This window comes from Adhaeribacter sp. (assembly GCF_057359045.1).
In genome coordinates this window covers 24,325-43,472 of the sequence record NZ_JBMQUD010000156.1, presented here as the reverse complement: position 1 = coordinate 43,472, position 19,148 = coordinate 24,325, and the positions used below count along the sequence as shown (strand labels likewise).

General features: G+C 44.6%; 10 protein-coding genes. All 10 read right to left on the bottom strand.

Annotated features, from left to right (window positions below):
• Positions 1-125: 125 nt before the first annotated feature.
• Positions 126-1,811, bottom strand: coding sequence for an FAD-dependent oxidoreductase (locus ACO1R6_RS24150; protein WP_486268229.1), 1,686 nt, complete (start codon positions 1,809-1,811; stop codon positions 126-128).
• A gap of 148 nt (positions 1,812-1,959) precedes the next feature.
• The gene (locus ACO1R6_RS24145) at positions 1,960-3,660 is read right to left on the bottom strand and encodes a RagB/SusD family nutrient uptake outer membrane protein (protein ID WP_486268227.1); all 1,701 of its coding nucleotides are present in this window, start codon (positions 3,658-3,660) and stop codon (positions 1,960-1,962) included.
• A 4-nt stretch (positions 3,661-3,664) separates the two neighbouring features.
• Positions 3,665-6,493, bottom strand: coding sequence for a SusC/RagA family TonB-linked outer membrane protein (locus ACO1R6_RS24140; protein WP_486268225.1), 2,829 nt, complete (start codon positions 6,491-6,493; stop codon positions 3,665-3,667).
• 109 nt (positions 6,494-6,602) lie between these two features.
• Positions 6,603-8,384 (bottom strand): RagB/SusD family nutrient uptake outer membrane protein, encoded by a 1,782-nt coding sequence (locus ACO1R6_RS24135; protein ID WP_486268223.1) that lies wholly within the window; start codon positions 8,382-8,384, stop codon positions 6,603-6,605.
• 17 nt (positions 8,385-8,401) lie between these two features.
• Positions 8,402-11,791: a SusC/RagA family TonB-linked outer membrane protein gene (locus ACO1R6_RS24130; RefSeq protein WP_486268221.1), complete on the bottom strand. Its 3,390-nt coding sequence runs from the start codon at positions 11,789-11,791 to the stop codon at positions 8,402-8,404.
• A 78-nt stretch (positions 11,792-11,869) separates the two neighbouring features.
• Positions 11,870-12,982, bottom strand: a complete 1,113-nt coding sequence (locus ACO1R6_RS24125) for a FecR family protein (RefSeq protein WP_486268219.1) — start codon at positions 12,980-12,982, stop codon at positions 11,870-11,872.
• A 270-nt stretch (positions 12,983-13,252) separates the two neighbouring features.
• Positions 13,253-13,894: an RNA polymerase sigma factor gene (locus tag ACO1R6_RS24120; RefSeq protein WP_486268217.1), complete on the bottom strand. Its 642-nt coding sequence runs from the start codon at positions 13,892-13,894 to the stop codon at positions 13,253-13,255.
• 328 nt (positions 13,895-14,222) lie between these two features.
• On the bottom strand, positions 14,223-15,815 hold the full coding sequence (locus ACO1R6_RS24115; RefSeq protein ID WP_486268215.1) for a T9SS type A sorting domain-containing protein: 1,593 nt from the start codon (positions 15,813-15,815) through the stop codon (positions 14,223-14,225).
• A 301-nt stretch (positions 15,816-16,116) separates the two neighbouring features.
• Complete coding sequence (locus tag ACO1R6_RS24110; RefSeq protein ID WP_486268213.1) at positions 16,117-17,835, bottom strand: M28 family metallopeptidase; 1,719 nt, start codon at positions 17,833-17,835, stop codon at positions 16,117-16,119.
• A 266-nt stretch (positions 17,836-18,101) separates the two neighbouring features.
• Complete coding sequence (locus tag ACO1R6_RS24105) at positions 18,102-18,824, bottom strand: SIMPL domain-containing protein (RefSeq protein ID WP_486268211.1); 723 nt, start codon at positions 18,822-18,824, stop codon at positions 18,102-18,104.
• Positions 18,825-19,148 lie beyond the last annotated feature (324 nt).

Below are 19,148 nucleotides of genomic sequence, written 5' to 3'. Positions count from 1 at the left end.
GCCCGAAACATACATGAATATTTACCGGCATAAACATAACTGTTGGCAAATATTCATGTATGTTTCCGGAAGCTCCTGCGCTTGCAATGATCTTCTACCAGGACTTATAATAGTTAATATATTCTCTACTCTTTCGGATAGATTAATACCTGGTGGTCTTGCTCCAAACGGGCTTTAAGTTGGTTAAAGTTAAGGTCCTGCACCGCTATATTTTTATCGATAGCCAGTGCGGCGGCCGTTGCGGCACTTTGTCCCAGAATCATAAAAACCGGTTCCATCCGGATAGAGCCGTAAGCAATATGCGAGCTGGAAACGCATACTGGTACCAATAAATTTTCGCATTCTTTTTTCTTCGGGATAATGGCACCGTAGCCTATTTCGTAAGGAGCTTTTAAATGCACCCCAATGTCGCCTTCGTTTTGCACGTACCCCGATTCCTGTACGTACCTTTGGGTATTATGCGAATCTAAGGCGTAAGAGCCCATTCCAACAGAATTAAGCACTAGTTTTTTGCTCATGGTTTCGTGCTCCGTCATAACATAATCGCTTACCATGCGGCGCGCTTCGCGTACGTATATTTGGTGCGGCCAATTGTTATTGTCTTTAAACTCGTCTTTCGCTAAGCCCCAGGTTTTTAGTTTTTCCTGTAAGTCTTTGGGTACGCGCGCATCGGTAGTCATAAAATAGAGCAAGCCTTTCTGATAGTTTTCGTGCTCTTTTATTATTTCTTGGCGGCGTTCGTACGAGGCTTCGGGGTAATCGTAGTTCATCCCGATGTAATCGGTATTAACAGGGCCGTGGTTGTTGGTATCGGTTTTTTGGTTAGGGATTGCATTAAATTTTTTAAACAAGTCGCGCCAACCGGAGGCAAAAACCCGGCCCAGCAATTCGTATTGTGCCGGGTCGTAGCCTGCTGGTTTCGGAAAAGGTACGCGGTTATCGGGGTGGTTGGTTAAGCACATCCGGAAATTGTAAGCCTGTACTTTTTTATCGCCTTCGCCTTTTACTCCCGGATGCTCTTTTGAAATAAGCGGTAATAAACCACTGTTGGGGTCACCCGGAATTTTATACGGGTCGATGTTGGTTTTAAAATAATGGTCGTGGTGCAAAACACCGGTCTGGATGCCATTATATTCTTCGCCGTAAACTTTTGTGCCTTCCCGGCCCACGTGGTAGCTAATGCCGGCGGCTGCCATTAAATCGCCTTCGTAAGTAGCATCAATAAACATTTTACCGGTAAACGTTTTGCCGCTCAGGGTTTTAATCGAAATTATTTTGCCATTTTTCTTCTGCACGCCCTTTTCCCGGTCCAGCCATTCATCGCGTAATACTTTAAGATTATTTTCTTTCACGAAATCTTCGAAAACGGCTTCGGCTACGTGGGGCTCAAATATCCACATGGTACGGGCCTGGCCGTCAATGGCCGGGGTGCCTTGCCCCTGGTTACCGTACGCTTCTCTCTTTTGCCACTGCCAGGCTTCGGGTTGCTGATAATGTAAATAAATACGGTGGTAGAACTCGCGGGCTAAACCGCCAATTACTTCTTTTTTGCCGGTATCGGTCATGCCTAAGCCTGCTGACGATAAACCGCCTAAATGTTTATCCGGCGAAACCACCAGTACTGATTTATTCATCCGGGCGGCCTGTACGGCGGCTGTTATGGCGGCCGAAGTACCGCCATAAATAATTACATCGGCATTATAGGAGGTATTGTTGCCCTGGGTTTTGTTTTTAACGGAGCTTCCGGCGCAGGCAAAAACACTAATTAAAATACTTAAAGTTAAGCTTTTGGTAAGGATATTTTTGAACATCTATAATATTTAATTAGAATTAGCAATGGATACTTTAATAATAGGCGGATATAAGACCATTTTTGGTGCTTTAGCGGCTTAATTATGCCTTCATAAATGCGGAAATTTTCTAATAAACCAGCTTTTTTAAAGCATAAACCTATTTTTATTACCAACCTTCATTCTGGACTAAATTGCGGTTTTTAACTATTTCGCTGTAAGGAATAGGCATGTGATACAGCTTTTTATCAAAAACCAGGTTAGCAACAGGTACTTCTTCGTAAGTAAGGGCTGTGCCATTCCGGGTTATTTTCAAGCCGTTTACCGGACCACTTAATACCTGTTCTGCAATTTTCCAGCGCCTAATATCCCAGAACCGATGTTCTTCAAAAGCAAGTTCTATGCGTCGTTCGTTCTGGATTAAGGTGCGTAACTGCTCCTGGGTTATGGCACCCGGAATACCATACCGGCTATTGGTGCCGGCCGCAATACCTGCCCGCTGCCTAACTTTTATCAGCTCCGCCACGGCTGCGGTTGTATTATTTGTTTCGTTCAGGGCTTCGGCATGGTTAAGCACCATTTCGGCGTAGCGGAAGATTGGGAAATTATGACTTTGGTTGCTGTAAGCGGTATTATTGGCAAAATCGCCCAGAAATTTTTTGAGGTAATAACCGGTTCTGGTTTGTACCGTTACGCCGCCGGTGTTGGGTTTGTCTCTGCCGCCTTCAAAGGTTTCTACACTCCGCGATAGCCACCGGGTACCGTTGTAAAATAAAATAGCTTCGAGGCGGGGATCGCGGCCGGTGTATTGGCTGGCATTTTTAGGGCCAGTATACGGCACACCGGTATTTGTAGGAAAAGCATCTACAAAATTTTGGGTTGGGCTGGTGCGGCCATTGCTTTGCACATTACCTATATAGCCGATGGGCGCATTATTTGTTTCGAGGCTAAAATTATTTGTAGCCTGCGTGGCCAGAATAATCTCGAAATTCTTTTTGGTTGTAAATACCGACCGGTAAGCGGCCGTGCCGGTACCGGTATGAAATTTATAATAATTGAGGGCATTTAAATTTTGGGTAGCCGCAATTACACTGTCGTACAAGCCGGCTTTAGGTACTACAAAACCGGTTAAAGCCTTTTTAACGGGATCTGTTTCTATACCGCCACCGTTAAATAAAGGACTGGCAGCGTATAAAAACAAACGGCTTTTTAAAGCATACGCTGCGCCTTGCGGAATTTTGCCCCATTCGGCATCAGCAATGGCTGTTTCGGGGCGTAACCGGCTTTTAACCCAGTTGCACTCGGCGGCAATGTAATTTACACATTCTTCGTAGGTATTGCGGGGAAGCTCCAGGTTATCGCTGGTAGAAAATACATTGTCGCCCACTAAAGGAATGCCGCCGTAGCGTTTAAGCAATTCAAAATAAAGCAATGCCCGGATAAAACGCGCCTCGGCTTTCCAGTAAATATTAGTAGCCTCCGGTATGGGCACCCGATCTACATTGGCCAGGAAAATATTAACATTCCGGATACCTTCGTAGGTATTGCCCCAGTAAGCATCGGGGTTGTTTAATACGCTTATCCGGCCATTGGTATAATATTCTACCGTGGTGTTGTTGCGGGAGGGTAAGGCATCGTCGGTAGCAGCATCTAAAAAGTCGCCGCTGATGCGGTTAAAACCCGAAGGCATATAATTGTAAATATTGTTCAGAAAGAAACCCGCCATCGACCCGTTTTTATCGGTCTCATCCCAGGCTTTATCGTCTTGGTACCATTCTTCCGGCTCTACTTCGTAACGCTGGCAAGCCGTGCTGATGAGGGTTAGCAGTAATATTGCCAGGCCGGTTTTTTGTATACGGGTTAGTATCATTTTATTAAAGCTTAATGTTAATGCCCAGATTAATTAATTTTTGATTAGGATACCCGCCCGAGAATATTTCGGGATCTACTCCATTTAAAGTATTGGACGTGAGGGTAAACAGGTTGGTGCCGCTGGCGAAAACCCGGGCCGACTGCAGCCACGTTAACTTAAGGCTATTGGATAAGGTATAACCCACCTCTACATGGCGCAGGCGCAAAAAGCCACCGGCTCGCAACCAGTAACTCGACAGGACGTGGTTGTTGATGTTGGTGCCCAAACTTAAGCGGGGGTATTCGGCAGTAGCGGCATTGGCGGGTGTCCAGCGGTTTAGGTGGTGCTGGTAAGCCTGCCCAAGGCCATTGCTCTGAAATTCCCAGAAGCTATTGCCACTCAAATAAATATCGCGGTTAGCTACTCCCTGGCCAAATAAGCTTACATCAAAGGCTTTAAAATTAAACCCGGCCGCCAGGCCGTATAACAAAGTCGGTTTCTCGTTGCCAATCGGGGCCTGATCAAACTGGTTAATAATGCCGTCGTTGTTTAAATCTTTGTATTTAATATCGCCGGGTTGCGGGGTGTAGCCTTCTACGGTTGGTGCACCAGCAACTTCAGCATCCGACTGAAAAAGCCCTTCGGCCATGTAGCCAAAGCGTTGCCCTATCCTGCGCCCGGTCCGCTCCATCCAGGTATAAGGCTGGTTTACTTCGTCGGTATAAACTACCTGTGTGTTTTGTAAACTGGCATTTCCCGAAATATAATAGTTAAAAGCTTTAGTGCTAGCTGGTTGACAGGTAATATCGAGCTCCCAGCCTTTGTACCGGTAGCGGCCAATATTTTCATCGGGCCAGGGCGAACCCAGCAGGGTGGTATTTTTTCCCCGTTGCATAAGCAAATCGTAATGCAGGTTATTGTAATAATCGATGTTAAAGGCTAAGCGATTATTTAAAATGGAGCCCTGTAAACCAAAATTAAGTTTATTAGCTTTTTCGAAGGTAATATTGGGGTTGCCTAACTGCGAAACTTCTACGGCTGTTTGGGCACCGGCCGACGTACCAAAGATAGGGCTGGTACTGTTAAAATAGCGGGTAATGTAAGAGAAATAGCCAGGGTTATCCCAGCCGTTAACACCGTAAGTACCATATAGTTTGAGGGTGTTTAACCAACGCTGGTTAGTCAGAAAATTTTCGCGGCCAATATGCCACCCTAAGCCCACAGAAGGCATAAACCCATATTTGGTAGTGCCACCCGGATACCGGTTAGAGCCGTTTAAGCCAAAGGCAAGCTCAGCCAAATATTTTTGTTTAAAATTATAAGAGAAATAACCAGAAGTACCGGTATAAGTTAAAGGCAAATCAGATTGGGCTACAATATTATCGCGATTAGCCAGCACTAAAATATCCAGGCCGTGGTTAGCGCCAAAGCGGCGGTTATAACCCACCGAAACCTCCTGGTAATCCATGCGGTTCTGCGATTCTACGCCGTTGCTGTTGGCCTGGGTGCCGTTGGTGCCGTATTGCGTGTAGGTATCGGTATTGCTGCCAATGCTCTGAAATACGGCAAACGTTTTGTTGCGGCGGATATTTTCGGAGATGTAGCTGGTAAAGGAAGCGCGCGCTTTAATCCATAATCCCGGCAATACATCGTCGAGGGCGCGTTTCATGTAAAAATCAGTCAGTACATCGCGTTTATAATTCTGATAATAGCCAGAGCCTACCGTTTGCGCCCAAATATTATTCTGATACTGCTGGTTGCCGCCGTAGGAGCCATTGGGGTTTAAAACTGGGTAAGCATTGTTGGGGGTAGTTAAAATACTACTAAAAATACTGCCAGTGCCGTTATTGCCGGGATTATTTGTATTTAAAATCCGGCCTAATAAATAAATACCGGCGGTAAGTTTTGGGGTAATGGTAAGATCTACGTTAGACCGGATGGTGTAGCTTTTATAATCGTTGTTGGTGTTGTAATTATTTTCGTTGCTGGTTTTTAAAATACCAGTTTGGTTAAAATGCTCCAAGGCTACAAAATAGCGAGCCATTTTATTTCCGCCGTTGGTAGTTAAGGTATACCGGTCCAGGCGTGAAGATTTTTCTAACACTTGGTCTTGCCAGTTTACATTGGGGTAGGCATACGGATCAGAACCGGTGCGATAAGCTTCTAAAGCAGCATCGGAATAGGCCGGCGAACGCGGGTTAGGCGAGTGGCGGTCGTCGTTTTGCTGGGCTTCGTTATACAACAGCCCGTAATTATAAGCATCCAGCGGTTGCGCATACAGGTTATTTAAAGGTTTCTGGAAAGCAGTTTGGGCAGTAAAAGAAATTTGTTGTTTGCCCACATGGCCTTTGCGGGTAGTTACCAAAATAGCGCCGTTGGCGCCCCGTACACCCAACATGGCCGTCGCCATGGCATCTTTTAATACCGTTACCGATTCAATTTCTTCTAAATCAAAAACCGTTAAGTTGCGCGGTATACCATCAATAATTATCAAAGGGGCGCGGCCTCTTAAACTAACATTTATGCCTTCGCTGGCCGGCTGGCCCGAACTTTGGCTCACCTGTAAACCGGTTAAGCGGCCCAGTACCGCACTCTGAAAATTGGTGACCGGCATTTTGGTTATTTCGGGGCCATATACGGCATCGGTAGCAGCCGTAGACAAGGCTTTAGGTACCGTATTATAAATATATTCCACCTTGTTTTTAACCAATGTATCGGTTTTCTGAAGTATCGTATCCGGTGCAGTAATTTTTAATCTCGATATATCGGCACCTTGCAGTAGCGGAATATTAGCGGCTATAAAAGCAGCCGATAACAAAAGCCTTTTTATTTGTAAAATTTTGTTATGCATAAATTTAAATAGCTAGTGATTTACAGCATTTTATTTGCGTAAGCACCTGCAATATTTTTTTGCCAGTGCCATTAGCAGGTAATTTATAGAGGCTTAACCAGCCGGAGCATTACCATTTTGGGTTTTGCTTTAGCGCCGACATTTTGCGCATTTCACTATCCGGAATAGGAAGCAAGTACATTTGCTCCGGAAAAACCATTATTTTCTGAGTATTTACCGGTACAATTTCGTGGATAAACGTGCTGCCAGTTTGGGTTATTTTCATGGCCAGATTCGCATCGTTTAAGCTTTCTACACCCAGTTTCCAGCGCCGCACATCAAACCAGCGGTGGTCTTCAAAGGCCAGTTCTATGCGACGTTCATTCCGGACTACTTCGCGCATTTCGGCGGTGGTCATGTTGGGTTTTAAACCGTACAAATTATCGCTGCCCGGCTCAATGCCGGCTCTTTTCCGGATGGTTTTCAGGGCATCGTAGGCCAAGGCCGGCTGACCGGCTTCGGTAATGGCTTCGGCGTAGGTTAATAAAACTTCGGCGTAACGCATTAAAGGCCAGGCCCGGTTGGTATTAAAAGTGCTATTAGCGGCAATATTTTCGTCGCACATTTTGCGGCTATAATAACCGGTTAAATTGGGCGCATAAATAGTAGGGTTGTAGCCATCGTTTACCGCATTTAAATAAGTATTAACCGGGCGCTGGCCATTGGCCGAGGTCAGGAAATAATTTGCCTGGTTATGAATAATGGTAAAATAAAATCGCGGGTCGAGGTTTAAGTACGGGTTTGGATTGAGGTTATAGGTATATTTAGAAGGTTCGCCAATGGTAGGTTGCGCGCCGTTTTTAACCGGAAACTTACCATCCTTCATGGGAAAGGCATCTACTAAATTTTGCGTAGGCATGGTGCTGCGGCTGCCTCCGCGCGAAGGCGGATTATAATAGGATTCTAACTCGCGGTTGGCGCCCCGGTTAAAGGCAAAAATATACTCCGGGTTGGTGCGCATTAAAAACACCTGGTAAAAACCATAGCCCGGCCGGGTAGTATTATCTTCGTATAAAGAATAAAAGCTAGAATTTATAACCTCTAAAGCGGCTTGTGCGGCGCGTTGCCAATGGTCGGGGCTGGCGGTGGGGTAACTTACCAATTCTACAATACCGGGCTCCTGGGTAATGGCACCGCCATTGTGTAGCGGGCTGGCCGCAAACAACAATATCCGGGCTTTTAAAGCCATACAGGCACCTTTGGTTATCCGGCCATAATCAACCTCCGAATAATAGTTACCCCCGCTGGTAGCGGCACCCGGCATGGGTAATATTGCGGCCGCTTCGTCGAGCTCTTTTACCAGGTAATCTACGCACTCGGCATACGTGTTGCGGGCGGTGTTAGGCTCATCTGCAATGCCAAAAACTTTATCGCCGATAAGAGGCACGCCGCCAAAATATTTCATTAAAAAATGATAATACCAGGCCCTTAAAAAGCGGGCTTCGGCGGCCATGCGGACCTGTTTGGCTACGGATAAAGGAGTAGAAGGTAAGCGCTCCAGTAAAATATTTACCCGCCGGATATTGCGGTACGGTAAGTTCCAGAACTCTGTATTAAGCGACGATGGATTGGTGAAACCATTGGCTAAAGAGTACGAAATATCGGTAGTGCCCAAAGTTGCAATGGATTCGCCGTCGTCGGCAGCGTGTTCGGTCCGGAAGGCCCCCGATTTGGTAAAACTAAAGCCCGCATCGGCATAAATCTGGGTCAGGAAACCAATGGTCTGGATACTATCAGAAAAAACCTTATTAGCATTTAAAGCCGAATCGGTTTTATTATCTAAAAATTCGTCTTGTTTACAAGCGGTAAAGGCTAACAATATGCCGCCCAACATTATAAATATTTTTCTCATATACGTTTAGCGGTTAATTAAAAGGTAACATTAAACCCAAAGTTGAAGGACTTTTGGGGCGGGTAATAATTGGCATTGGTAGAGTTAGCCAACTCGGGATCTACCGGGTATAAATCATCCAGCTTGGTCCAGGTAAAGAGGTTAAAACCGTTGGTATAAATTTTAATATCCTGCAGCTTTAACTTTCTAACCCAATGCGTGGGCAAACCATAACTTATTTCGGCGGTGCGCAAGCGTAAATAATCTGCGGGCCTCGACCAGAACGTAGAGGGAAAGTTATCGGGGTGGGTTAACTGTGAGATGGTGTAAATACGGGGAAATACGGCATTATTGCCTTGTTCGGGCGTCCAGTGGTTTTTATGAATGGGCTGCGCGTTAGATTGGGAAAAGTTTATAATATTGCCTCTGCCCCGGAAAGAGTTGCCGCCCGAGCCCTGAAAGAAGGCGGTGATATTTAATTTTTTATACCCAAAGCCAAAGTTTACCCCGTACGTGGTAGTTGGCATATTAGAATAGTTGGTATAAAACTGGTCGTTGGTATTAATAACCCCGTCGTTGTTTAAATCGGCGTATTTTAAGTCGCCGGGCCGCGGTGCCGGGTTAGCTACCGGAAGATTGGCCTGGGCTTCTTCTTCGGAGTAAAAACCAATCCACTTATAAAGTAAATCGGCGCCAATTGGTTTGCCGGTAGCCATGCGGTAAGCATCATCAGCCGGCGGTTCGTCGCGATACAATACTTTGTTTTTGGCAACGGAATACGTACCCCGGATGCTGTAGGAAATATTCTTGCCTATTTTATTGCGGTAGTTAAGCTCCGTTTCAAAGCCTTGGTTTTTGGTTTCGCCTAGGTTAACCAGCGGTAAAGATTGCCCAAAGATGCCGGAAATGGTGCCGCGGGCACTTAAAATATCGAAACGGTTATTATAAAAATAATCAATAGCCCCCGATAAGGTATTATTCAGAATACCGAAATCCAGGCCCAGGTCAAATTTTCTTTCTTTTTCCCAGGTTACATTATCATTGGCCAAAGTACCTTCTTGTACACCCGAATACGCGGTATGGTTGGTGCCCAAAGAAATGCTGCCGCCACTGGTATACACCTGCTGGTAAGCATACACGCCATTGGTACCATCTGAGCCAACCAGGCCGTAAGAACTTCTTAATTTAAATTGGTTAAAGAAAGATATATTATCGGCAAAAAAGGGTTCCTCCGAAATATTCCAACCTACCGAAGCCGCCGGGAAGAAACCAAACCGGTTGTTGGCATCGAAACGATCCGAACCATTGTAAGCCATGTTAAACTGAAATAAATATTTCTGTTTAAAATCGTAGCCCAACCGGCCGGTAAAGCCCAGGGTATTTTCGGGTACATAATTGTAATCGGTGTTGGTTGTATTGCGCAGGGTATTGCTGGCCCGGTTATACAAAGCCATACCGTACACGTGGTGACTGCCAAAAGTTTGATCGTAGTTCAGAATACCTAAAACGGTAAGTTTACGAGTGGTACTACCGGCATCATACCCCAACGAGGCGCCTTGTATCCGGTAAACATTGGGGTCGCGGGGGCGGTAACTATCGTCGGTAGGGTTATAAATAAACGACGGGAAATTCAGGTTACGGGTCATGTTGCGGTTGTACCCATAAAGACTGCCGTAATAAATAGTGCCTTTAGCCGATAAGCCCGGTAAAATAAAGGTAAGCTTTTGGTTGGCCGTAATGGCAAAGTTCATGTTGTTTTCGTGGTTGCGGTTATAACCGCCGTGCGTTAACCGCCCCACAATGTTATTATTATTGCTGTTGCCGTTTAGCTGAAACAAACTGTAGCCGTAACTGCCATCGGGGTTATGCACCGGATAGCTGTAAGGTTTGGTTCTTTCGGAATATTCGGTAAATAAATCGCTTACGTTGGGGCTGTTGGTTTCGCCAATATTGCCGTACAGGTCCAGGCGTAAATCCAGGTTAGGAGTAACCTGCATATCCAGGTTAGAGCGGTAATTGTAGCGTTTGTGGTAATAATTGCTGTTTAAATTTTCTGCTTTACTAAAATCGCGCACCAGGCCGCCTTGGTTTAAGTAACCCACCGATACAAAATAGCGGGCTTTTTCGGTACCGCCGGTAATATCTACATTGGTGCGGTACTGCGAACTGAAATCTTTAAATAATACGTCGCGCCAGTCTACATCGGGGTGGCCGTACGGATCGGCGCCGGTGCGGTATAATTCCAGATCTTCGTCGGTAAAGGTGCGGGCCACGTTAGAGTTAATTTCGGCAATGGTGCGCAGGCTAGCCGACTCGTAGGCACTTAAATAGTCTGGCCACGACACTGGTTTGCTCATGCTGTACTCACTGCGGAGCGATACTTTAGGCGGCCCTATTTTGCCCCGGGTGGTAGAAACCACCACCACGCCATTGGCCCCCCTGATACCGTAAATAGCCGTAGTAGAAGCATCCTTTAAAATACTCACGCTTTCAATTTCATTGGGGTCCAGGCGGGCAAACTGATCGTAAGATATTTCAATGTCGTCTACAATAATGAGCGGGTTGTTATTGCCGGTAAAAGAGCTTTGGCCCCGGATGTTAAATATAGCCGCGTCGCGGCCGGGTTGTCCCGAACGTTGCTGCGACGAAAACCCTGGTATGCGGCCAGCCAATGTGTTTTGTAAACTGGCCGAAGGGCTTTGGCGTAATTCCTGGCCGGCCACACTGCTCACGGCGCCGGTCATGGTAATTTTCTTTTGCTCGCCGTACCCAATTACCACTACTTCTTCTAAAGATTTCTGATCTTCGTCGAGGGTAACATTGTAAGTGCCAGCTTGGCCTACTGCTACCTCTTTTGTAATAAATCCAATAAAAAAAAATATTAACGTACCGCCTTTGGCCGGTACTGTAAGCGAGTAGCCACCGTCTATACCGGTAGTGGTACCTACATTGGTTTCTTTTAAAATAACGGTAACGCCCGGTAAACCTTCGCCAGCTTTAGATGTTACCTTACCCGATACAATGGCCTTAACATCCTGTTTTATTCCGGTGCCCAATCCTTCCAGCGTAAGCTGCGGCGAAGGCATTATAATGTAGTAATCGGGCGCTATTTTCTCGAAGTTAAGTTTATGCGGCTTTAACAAATGCGCCAGGGCTGCATCCAGGCTCTCGGGCGCATTGGTGAGTAAGCTTACATCAGTTACCAGGGGCCGCAGCAATTCATTATCAAAATTAAAGCTGATGTTAAATTTCTTTTCTAAATTGGCTAAAACACTGGTTAATAAAAATTGACTTTTGGCTTGCTGTTCCGGGTTTTGGTGGTTGCCCCTTTTGTTAGAAGCCGTAAGTAGTTGGGCTTGTAACGGAGGGGCAAAGCCAGCTAGAAATAATAAAAACAAGCAAGGCCATTTTCGTAAAATTTTAAACATAATTATTGTTTTTTGGTGGATAACAGTTTGTTTTCTGTGCGGCTTTGGGTTGGGCGCAGGGGCAGTTGCGCCAGGCGTTTATTTAGGGCTAATCATTATTTTATTTCCTTTTTGGGTAATTTTTAAATTAAAAGATTTCTCGATGGCTTTGAGTAACATATCTACCCGGTTATGCGGACTGGTGCCGGTAAAGCGCTTATCGGCCAAAGAATTTCCGGCAAATACCACCGTGTACCCATAAGTATCTTGTAGCAAGCGGGCAACTTCAGAAAGCGGCGTATCGCGGAAGGTTATTTTATTTTGCTGGAAATCGGCGTATTCTGCGGGGGCTTCTACCACTTCCTTAAGCAGCACTTTTGCCGTATTACCCAATTCAATTTTTTCGCCAGGTTGCATAATGGCCTCGGTTACTTTACCGGTACCCAGACCCAAAATTTTGCCTTTGGCATACGTTAGTTTTACTTTTCCTTCGGTTAATACTACCCGTGTTTTAGTAGGTCGGTCGGTAACAGTAAATTTGGTGCCCAGCACTTCTATCCGCAATGCATCCGATACTTTAACCCTAAATTTCTGGTGGTTTTGGGTATGTGTTACCGAGAAAAAAGCCTCGCCATCTAACTCTACTTCGCGGGCGGTGTTGTAATTCCAGGGGTGGGCATATTTTAAAGAAGAACTGCCGTTCAGGATAGCAATAGAATTATCGGGTAATATTATTTTTTTTGTTTCGCCGAATCGGGTGGCAATGGTAATGGTATCAGCTGGCATTTGTTGGTATTGCCAAAAGCCCAGGCCCAATACCGCAAATCCAATAAATACGGCCGCCACCCGGTACCAGAATCCAAAGCCTGCATTTGCCGCCGGCGCCAGGTGTTTTTCTGCGGGCGCCTCCAACCAAATTGGTTTTGCGGGCTCTATGTGGCTGGTTATATTATGCCATACCCGGTTTACCCGCTCCGGCGAAACCTGGATATCATCGGAATGTAAATGGAGGAGTAACTCGCGGGCCTCGTAAACTACCGCCTGTTTGTGTGGATTTTGTGCCAGCCACGTTTGCCAAAATTGGTCACTTTCGGTAGTGGGTTGCAAAACCCAGTTTAAAAAATATTCATCAAGAAGAAAATCGTCAACATCAAACGCCTGATAATCCATGTACATGAGTAGTCTTTGGTAAATGCCTCGGCTGAGCGGCACCTACAAAAGGGCAATTCACGCGTTTGTCCATCATTATTTTTATAATATTTTTTAAATATTTAATATTAATAACAAATAGTAATAGATGTTGAATATTAGCTAATTAACCGCTTGTTTTATTGAATAGATAGAAATGGAAAATAGATGATTAAATCTACCAACTGCGGAAAGGGATTAAAGCTGATTGTAATGCCAGCTAAATAACAACTCACTTTGAGATGCCCCCCTGTTAAGGACTAAAAATTAATAAAGCCTGAAGTCAGGAAAATATTACTGGGGCGTAACGGAGAAAAGCAACAGGCAAATTTTAATAAAAGGGCCGTGTTGCCGCAAAATTAAGATGGCTTTGGAAATAAGATTGTAAGTTGCTTTAAGGCTCAACGACATAATATTGGCTACTTCCTGAAAGCTCAGGTTATCGTAGAATTTTAAATGAATGGCTTCGCGCTGGCGCTTGGTTAAGGTTAACATGGCTTGCGCCAGCTTTTCTTTTTGCTCATTTAGTACTTGTTCTGATACTAAATTTTGCTCGTGCGAAAAAGCTACAGCTGGTTCTAAAATATCGTAAGCAGCATTTTTATTTTTTACCCGGATAGATTCTGCGGTGGTATCTACAATTTTGCGGCGCAGGGATTTAAACAAGTAAAACTTAATGGAATCTGTGTTGCTTAAATTCTCTTTAGATTGCCACAAAGTAATAAACAAATCCTGGATGGCATCTTCTACTAAATCAGCGTCGTTAACAAGTTTAAGGCCATAGCTAAAGAGTACGCGCACATACTTCTGATAAATATCCGAAAAGGCTGCCATGTCGCCGGCCTTAAAGCGTAACCACAACTGTACATCTGTATCGGCCGGAACTGACTCTAAGTTTTGGTGAGGCGTCGGTTGCACAGCGGGTTCTAAAAACATAATAAGATTAAAAAATATTACTCGGGTTTGTGCAAATGAATTGTAAAGGTATCAGGGAAAAATGAGCTTAGTAAAATTCAATATATTCAAGTGTATCAAGTAATCCTAATCTAAGCACATTTAAAATGCTTTAGTAACTATAAAGTTCTGTTCTAATATTTTATACCTATAATAACCTAAAAACTTTGCGCCTGCCGGCACTACTGTTTAACAGATTGTTTTATCCGGCAGCACTTAAAACTACTCCTTCTAAATATGAAGCAAATTATTTATTTTTTGACTGCTAATAAACGGTTAGGCTCCTGTAAGACCTGATTAAGGGCTTTAACTATTTTACCATTACCTTGGTAACCTGCACCCTATAATTGCTTTTACATTTTAAAATATACATACCGGGCTGCAGGTGTTCTATTAATATATCGGCTTCTTTACTAATTGTTCCGGTTAAGGCTTTCTCTACCTGCACCTTGCCATCTAATCCAATTAAAGAAATCACATCACCGGGCACCGGGTTGCTATTAAACCGGATATGGAGCAACTGCCCAACCGCTATTGGCACCGGACCTACTTGCCAGAAAGGCGGTGGCGTTTTGGTGTTAACTGCTTTAATGGCGGTGTAAGAAAAAGTGCCGTTATAATCGGTTTGTTTTAAACGGTAGTAATTAAGGCCAGGCGTGGGCTGGTAATCGGTAAACGAATAACTAAGCATAATCCGGGAATTCCCAGCGCCATTTATCTGGCCGAGTTCTTTAAAATGAATGGCATCGGCAGCACGCTCTACGGTAAAAAAATTATTCTGGGTTTCAGTGGCCGTTTGCCAGGCTAGTTTTACGGCAGGTGCCGCGTAAGTAGCTGTAAACCGAAGCAGTTCTACCGGTAAGGGTACCCATTCGGCAATAGAAAAAGAGTATAACCTGGGCGGCAAGTTTAGCTGGTCTATTCTTTCTGATGAAATAAAACCATTGCCGTTGCTGGTAAAGGTAACCCCTTCGGTTTGGCCGCTGTTTATAGAAGAACCTAAGCCAATTTGCCGCTTATTGCCGCTAAAAAAGTTTTCGTTAGAATAATCCCACAAAACCCACATAAAGAGGCTAAATAAATTTTTAGAGTACCCAATCAGGATTATTTCGTTTTGGTTGGTCGTAGAAATATGGGCATCGGTAATCAGGCCATTTACCGGAAATTCTTCTTTGCGCTGGGCCAGGTAGGTGCCCGGGGTAGTGGGTAAGGTATAATGCACGGTGCGGGTGCTCACCCAATCTTTTGTAAATAAATGCAGTTGATTATTTTTTACCAGCATGGCTTCGCAATCAAATTTAGTATTGTTGCTGGTGGTTGGTACCAGGTTTTCCTGATCCTGGTAAGCAAAATAAATAATATCGGCAGTAACGGTAAGGTTGGTAGTGGCTGTTAAAGCAGCTTTACTTACCCGGTATATTTTAAGGTCGGTGCGGCTACCGTTGGTGTTATTGCCAAAATCGCCGATATAAAAATAATTAGCATCGGCGGTAATGGCTTCCCAGTCGGTGTTGGTGGCGTTATTAAGGGTTACGGTTTGCAATATATGGCCGTCGGTTTCGCTGAGGCGGTAAATACTCGCCGAACTGCCGCCATCATTCATGGTCCAGAGTTGGTCATCGGTATAAACCAGACCGGAGGTTTCGTTTAAAGTAGCAGGTAAATTTTTGGGGTTGGTTAAGTTATAAGTAGTAGCCGAGTAGGTGCAGCTACCGTTATTAGTGGTGGCATCTGGTTCGTAATTGCTGGCATTGGGGTCCGGGCAACCGTTTTGGGCCCAGCCTTTGGTAGCACCGCTTAAAATCAGCAGAAATAAAGCAAAGACTTTAAAAGAATTAGGCCAGCCCCATAAATTATTCGGGGTACAACGGCTTGCTTTATATGAGCTTAAATTCCGGAACACTAACGTAAGATGAATATTCTTTTGTGTTATAAATATTGCAAATATTTAATGTTTATACTACTTATTTTTAATAATATCAACCAGCAGGAATAAGAACTACTTAAAAATTATACCTAGTAAGCTAAGGGTTTAATTTAAAAGGGTAACCGATGCCCGGAATGGCTGTGAGGCTTGTTATTTTAAAATATTATAAAATTTTATTTATTGAAATGAACCAGAACTGGTGCTACATAAATTTTATGTTCGGCAAAAATAAACCCCAGCTACGTTTACTGTAACCGGGGTTTAAGGTATTCTGGGTTTATGGTTGTTGCAATGTTTGGTCGCGTTTGGCTTTAAACTCGGTGCCGGGTTTCCATTGCGGCCAGGAACTGCCCTGGCTTATCTGGTAACCTACCCTAAAATAAAGTTTCAGGTCTTCCAGCGCGCCCGAAAAATCCCAATCGGGTTTTACATCGTCGGTTACTTTGTGGTAATCGTTGGCAGTGTAGGCATCGGCTTTGTTTTGTAAATAGTCGGCGTCGTGGTCTACCGATTTAATACCAGATTTGGCGTAAAGCGCGGGTACACCTTGTTTGGCAAATTCAAAATGGTCGGAGCGGTAAAAAGAACCTTTTTCGGGGGTAGCTTCCGGTACAATTTGCCGGTTTTGCGTGGCTGCTGCCTGGGCCAGTAAATTGTCGAGGGTAGAGTTGCCGTAACCCACAATAATTACGTCTTGCGTGCGGCCGTGCGGGTTCAGGCCATCCATGTTAATATTGGCCAACGTTTTATTTAAAGGGTAAAGCGGATTGCTGGCGTAATATTTAGAACCTAGCAAGCCTTTTTCTTCGCCGGTTACGGCTAAAAACAATACCGATCTTTTGGGTTTTTGCGGTAGTTGGGTGTAGGCTTTGGCAATTTCTAATAAACCGGCGGTGCCCGACGCATTATCGAGGGCGCCGTTAAAAATCTGGTCGCCTTTTAGCTGTGGGTCGCGGCCCAGGTGGTCCCAGTGGGCGCTGTACACAATATATTCGTCTTTTAATTTAGGGTCGGAGCCTTCGAGTTTAGCCACTACATTTCGCGATTGCACTTCGCGAAGCTGGTTTTTAACGGTAAAGTTTGCTTTAGCGCCCAAGGCAACCGGTTTAAAATTTTTGCTAAGGGCCTGCTGCTTTAAAGTCTTAAAGTCTTTACCGCTGGCGGAGAATAATTCTTTTGCTTTGTCCAGCGTAATCCAGGCTTCTACCTGTACGCGGTCCATGTTTTTGTTCGTGTTGCTGATATCAAAATTCTCGCGGCCCCAGCTCCCCGAAATTACTTCGTAAGGATAGCCCGCCGGTTTGGTTTCATGAATAATAATACAGGCCGCCGCGCCTTTGGCTGCCGCAATTTCGTATTTATAAGTCCAGCGGCCGTAGTAAGTCATGGCCCGTCCTTTAAACATATTATCATCGAGTTTAGATGTATCCTGTGGATTAGGAATGGGCGGATCGTTTATCAACATTACAATGGTTTTGCCTTTTACATCCAGCCCTTTGTAATCGTCCCAGCCGTACTCGGGCGCAACAATGCCGTAGCCTACAAAAACAATATCTGAATTGCTAACCTGTACCTGGGGTGTAAACCGTTTCGAGATGGCTACATATTCGTTTGGGAAAGAAAGGCTGATTTTTTTGGTGCCTGCCGTAAAAGAAGCCGTAGGTTGAGGCGTAAAACCTACCATGGGTACTTTCTGCACAAAAGTACCATCGGGGTTGCCGGGGCGCAGGCCTAGTTGGGTAAACTGCCGGGTTAAATACGCTACTGTAGAGTCTTCGCCGCGGGTACCGGGGCTACGGCCTTCGTAGGCATCGGAAGCTAAAATTTTAATGTGGTTCAGGAGCGAAGTGGCATTAAAGCTGGCCAGGGCCGGCACCGGTACACTGCTAGTATCGGAACGTTGGGCTTGTTGGGTATTATTGCCGGCCTGGCGGGATTTTTCTTTACAACTGGCCAGTAAGCTTATGCCCAGCAAGGTATAAAAAATGTATTTCATATAGCATCAGGGTTTTAGGTGGCTCTAATTTACCAGATTTCCCCGAAATATATCAGCACAAAAAAAAGCCGGCCCCAAACAACTAAGGCCGGCTCATAAACACCCAAAAAACAACAATAATTAAAAGGTACGCGGTAAGATTTAAAATGCTTTTAATTAATTCTTTCAGAAAAACCGTCCGTTTTAAAATCAGATTTTAAAAGGTAGCGCTTAACGGCCAATTATTTATTTAAAACCAAAGGCTTAAAATTTGCCCCTTGTTTAAATTATTCTATTATAAAGCTTACGTCTACCGTGGCTCTTACCAGAATCTGGCCCGGCGCAATGGTGGAGCCTCCTGCACCCATATCAGCCGATTCCATCATTTTATTGGCCATGGCTGCCCGGTACATGGGCCGCGGGTAACCTTCAGAACTGGCTTCGGTAATGTTGTATACCCGGCCGGGTTTGGCCCCCAACTCTTTTGTAAGCGAGGTAGCTTTTTCTTTAGCCGACTGAATGGCTAGTTTACGGGCTTGCTCGCGGTATTTCTGTAATTCCGAGGTTCGGTATTCAATACCTTCTACCCGGTTGGTGCCGGTTTTATAAATACCGGTTAATATCTCGTCGAAACGGTTTACCTTACGCACTATAATTGAAACCGAGCGTTGAGTCATGTAATTATCCGGAACCGATTGGCCGTAATCGCCTACGTAATTCGGGTAAACACTTAAATTGGTGCTCTGAATATCTTTGGCCTCAATGCCGGCCTTTTTTAAATAATTGAGCAACTCTTTTACCTTGTCGTCGCTTTCTTTGCGGGCCGCATCCAGGTTTTTATTGCGTACATCAATACCAACGTTTAAAAGAATTTCGTCGGGCTGTACCTTTACTTCGCCAACCCCCGATACGCTCACCAAAGGCGGTAATACCGCTTGTTGCTGCGCCTGAACGCTTTGCGCCACTCCTAAAAATGAAATATAAAACAAAAATAACAGGAAGCGTTTCATAAGCAATTAAAATTTTTAATAATAGCCTCCCGAATCCAAGTATCATGCCACTTATATATACAACACTTGTATGTTGATAAATATTTTAAACCAGCCGCTAAATATTTAACCCCTCTAGTTTAACCAGAGCTAACTTAGAACTTTGAGTTTAGAGGCGGTAAATATTTAGAAATTAAAGCGTAAGCAAATAAATATTAGTTAAATGTTGGTGGTGCCAGTTGGCATTCGGGTAAGTTTTGCATCTGATTAAAAAATTTTGGCTTAGCTAAAGTCTTTGCGGGTTAACTTTGCACTTTTTAAGACCAAGTATTTGCTTTTATATTC

Excerpts from the sequence above, each read along its gene's own strand:
- ACO1R6_RS24150 (WP_486268229.1), bottom strand. The coding sequence starts at position 1,811 with ATGTTCAAAAATATCCTTACCAAAAGCTTAACTTTAAGTATTTTAATT.
- ACO1R6_RS24145 (WP_486268227.1), bottom strand. The coding sequence starts at position 3,660 with ATGATACTAACCCGTATACAAAAAACCGGCCTGGCAATATTACTGCTA.
- ACO1R6_RS24140 (WP_486268225.1), bottom strand. The coding sequence starts at position 6,493 with ATGCATAACAAAATTTTACAAATAAAAAGGCTTTTGTTATCGGCTGCT.
- ACO1R6_RS24135 (WP_486268223.1), bottom strand. The coding sequence starts at position 8,384 with ATGAGAAAAATATTTATAATGTTGGGCGGCATATTGTTAGCCTTTACC.
- ACO1R6_RS24130 (WP_486268221.1), bottom strand. The coding sequence starts at position 11,791 with ATGTTTAAAATTTTACGAAAATGGCCTTGCTTGTTTTTATTATTTCTA.
- ACO1R6_RS24120 (WP_486268217.1), bottom strand. The coding sequence starts at position 13,894 with ATGTTTTTAGAACCCGCTGTGCAACCGACGCCTCACCAAAACTTAGAG.
- ACO1R6_RS24110 (WP_486268213.1), bottom strand. The coding sequence starts at position 17,835 with ATGAAATACATTTTTTATACCTTGCTGGGCATAAGCTTACTGGCCAGT.
- ACO1R6_RS24105 (WP_486268211.1), bottom strand. The coding sequence starts at position 18,824 with ATGAAACGCTTCCTGTTATTTTTGTTTTATATTTCATTTTTAGGAGTG.